Origin of the sequence: Blastococcus sp. CCUG 61487 (assembly GCF_005222955.1) — a bacterium.
In the GTDB taxonomy this organism is placed as follows: domain Bacteria; phylum Actinomycetota; class Actinomycetes; order Mycobacteriales; family Geodermatophilaceae; genus Blastococcus.
In genome coordinates this window covers 1-3014 of sequence record NZ_LWUA01000082.1, presented here as the reverse complement: position 1 = coordinate 3014, position 3014 = coordinate 1, and the positions used below count along the sequence as shown (strand labels likewise).

Here is a 3014-nt window from a genome sequence, read left to right as displayed (position 1 = left end):
CCCACCCCAGGACGATTCACTACCGCCCGCTGCTGGACATCACCGCGGAGGAGGCGCGCGAGGAGATGGCCCGCGCCGCGGTCATGGCGCTGTCCTACGTCGCGCAGTCGGCTCGCGGCATCGGCATCCCGGCCGTCCCGCAGAAGCGGATCGACGAGGCCTCCACCATCGTCGAGCGGTTCATGATCCGCTGGCGCGGCGAGCCCGACCCCCGCCACGTCGCCGCCGTCGACGCCTACTGGACGTCGGCCGCCGAGCACGGCATGAACGCCTCCACCTTCACCGCCCGCGTCATCGCCTCCACCGGCGCCGACGTCGCCGCCTCCCTGTCCGGCGCGATCGGCGCCATGTCGGGGCCGCTGCACGGCGGTGCTCCGTCCCGCGTGCTGCACATGCTCGACGACGTCGAGAAGATCGGCGACGCCGACAAGTACGTGAAGGACCTGCTCGACCGCAAGGAGCGGTTGATGGGCTTCGGCCACCGGGTCTACCGGGCCGAGGACCCGCGCGCCCGCGTGCTCCGGCGCGCCGCCCAGGAGCTGGGCGCTCCCCGCTTCGAGGCCGCGCTGGCCCTGGAGAACGCCGCCCTCAAGGAGCTGCGCGAGCGGCGTCCCGACCGGCCGGTGGAGACCAACGTGGAGTTCTGGGCGGCCATCGTCCTCGACTTCGCCGAGGTCCCCAGTCACATGTTCACCTCGATGTTCACCTGCGCCCGCACCGCCGGCTGGTGCGCGCACATCCTCGAGCAGAAGAACACCGGCCGCCTCGTGCGCCCGTCGGCCCGCTACATCGGCCCCGACCCGCGCAAGCCCGAGGAGGTCGAGGGCTGGGACACCATCCAGACCAAGACCACCACGCAGGTCGCCCCGAGCTGACCAGTCCAGCTCCGCCGTCGACGGCCCGGTCCCGCACCCTCTGCGGTGCCGGGCCGTCGACGTTGGCACCACCCACGAGCAATCGAGAGGCACGTCCCGGATGACGATCCAGATCCCCGCCGAGCTGCTCCCCGCTGACGGGCGGTTCGGCTGCGGCCCGTCCAAGGTGCGCCCCGAGGCGCTGCAGGCCCTGGCCACCGACGGCGCCGCGATCATGGGCACCTCGCACCGCCAGGCGCCGGTGAAGAACCTGGTCGGTCGCGTCCGCGAGGGGCTGCACGAGCTGTTCGACCTCCCCGACGGGTACGAGGTCGTGCTGGGCAACGGCGGGACGACGGCGTTCTGGGACGCCGCGCTGTTCGGGCTCATCCGCGACCGCGCCGCCTTCGGCACCTTCGGCGAGTTCTCCGCGAAGTTCGCCTCGGGCGCGAAGGAGGCGCCCTTCCTCGGCGAGCCGGTGATCACCCAGGCCGACCCCGGCACCCTCGCGCTGCCGACCGCCGCGCCGGGCGTCGACGCCTACGGCTGGGCGCACAACGAGACCTCCACCGGCGTCATGGCCCCGGTCGAGCGGCCGGCCGGCACCGATGACGCCCTCGTGCTCATCGACGCGACGTCCGCCGCCGGCGGGCTGCCGGTCGACGTGTCGCAGACCGACGTCTACTACTTCGCGCCGCAGAAGAACTTCGGTGGCGACGGCGGCGTGTGGGTGGCCCTCATGTCGGCCGACGCGCTGCAGCGGGTCGCCGAGATCAAGAGCTCGGGCCGCTGGATCCCCGGCTTCCTCGACCTGTCGATCGCCGTCGACAACTCCACCAAGGACCAGACCTACAACACCCCCGCCGTCGCCACGCTGTTCCTGCTGGCCGACCAGGTCCAGTGGCTGCTGTCGCTCGGCGGCCTGTCCGGCGCCGTCGGCCGCACCCGGGAGTCGTCGAGCCGGCTGTACTCCTGGGCGGAGAAGTCCGAGTACGCCACGCCGTTCGTGAGCAACCCCGACGAGCGCTCCTACGTCGTCGGCACGATCGACTTCGCCGACTCCGTCGACGCCGCCGCCCTCGCGAAGACCCTGCGCGCCAACGGCGTGGTCGACGTCGAGCCGTACCGCAAGCTCGGCCGCAACCAGCTGCGCGTCGGCATGTTCCCCTCGGTCGACCCGGACGACGTCAGCGCGCTGACCGCCTGCATCGACCACGTGGTCGAGCGCCTCTGACGAACCGGCGGCTCAGGGCACCAGCCAGGTGTCCTTGCTCCCGGCCACCGGGCCACCCAGGTCCACCCGCGTCCAGGGCGCGGGCAGCGCCGTCGTCGTCCCACCGGAAGCGACCGAGAAGACCCGCAGCACGGCGGGGCACTGCCTGACCGCACCGTCGACGACCACCGGCAGGGTCGCCTCGGCCGCAGGTTCACGGGCCACGAAGCGGTGGGGTGCGGCGTCCACCGCGACCGCGAGCCGGTCGAGCTCCGCGGCGCCGCACGTCCGGCCGTCGACCTCGCCCCGGCCGCCGTAGCCGGCGACCTCGCCGAGCACCAGCTCGCCCAGCCGGCCGCGCGCCTCGGCGAGCTGCTCCGGATCGGCGAGGACCCAGGTGCGCGGCGTGGCCAGCAGCGGCTCCTCGCCCAGGTAGAAGCGGATCATCGCCGGCACCCAGGCGAAGGTGGCGACGTCGTCGGCCACCCCGTTGCCGGGCACGTTGGCCAGGCCCAGCCGCCCCGCCCGCACCGCGTCGGTGAGCTGGACGTCCAGCGGCTGCCCGACGGCGCTGCGGTACGCCGGCAGGATCGCCTCGTCGAAGCGCCGGTAGAGGACGTCGACCGGCTGCCGGTCACCACCCACCGCGATCTCGAGCCCCCCGTCGGGCCGCGGCCAGAGGTCGGCGGCCCGGACGAGCGGCACGCCGAGCGCCTCGGCCAGCAGCGCGTGCTCGAACCAGGAGCCCTCGCCCTCCCCGGAGGTGAGGACGGCGATCCGGGGTCGATCCGCGCACGCCGGTGGCGCCGCCCCCTCCAGCGCCGCCCGCAGCACCGGCAGCGCCGCGTACGGGTCGGCCGGGCTCTGGGCGGCGAAGAGCTCCGGGACGGCGGCGCGCAGCGCGAGCCGGTCCTCCAGCGCGAAGCCCAGGCCCGCGGGAGCCCGGA

The 3014-nt window shown here is 74.1% G+C and carries 3 protein-coding genes; 2 read left to right on the top strand and 1 reads right to left on the bottom strand.

What is annotated here, in order from left to right; all coding sequences use genetic code 11:
• Nucleotides 1-875 (top strand): citrate synthase 2 (locus A6V29_RS06285; protein WP_137159522.1); only part of this gene is annotated, 875 nt, incomplete at its 5' end.
• 100 nt (nt 876-975) lie between these two features.
• Nucleotides 976-2088, top strand: a complete 1113-nt coding sequence (gene serC / locus A6V29_RS06280) for a phosphoserine transaminase (RefSeq protein WP_137159521.1) — start codon at nt 976-978, stop codon at nt 2086-2088.
• A gap of 12 nt (nt 2089-2100) precedes the next feature.
• On the opposite strand, the gene A6V29_RS06275 is transcribed toward serC, so the two are convergent.
• Nucleotides 2101-3014: circularly permuted type 2 ATP-grasp protein (locus tag A6V29_RS06275; protein ID WP_137159520.1), on the bottom strand; the 914-nt coding region annotated here is incomplete at its 5' end.

What these genes read in the sequence shown, in the direction of transcription:
- serC (WP_137159521.1), top strand. Translation starts at nt 976, where the DNA reads ATGACGATCCAGATCCCCGCCGAGCTGCTCCCCGCTGACGGGCGGTTC.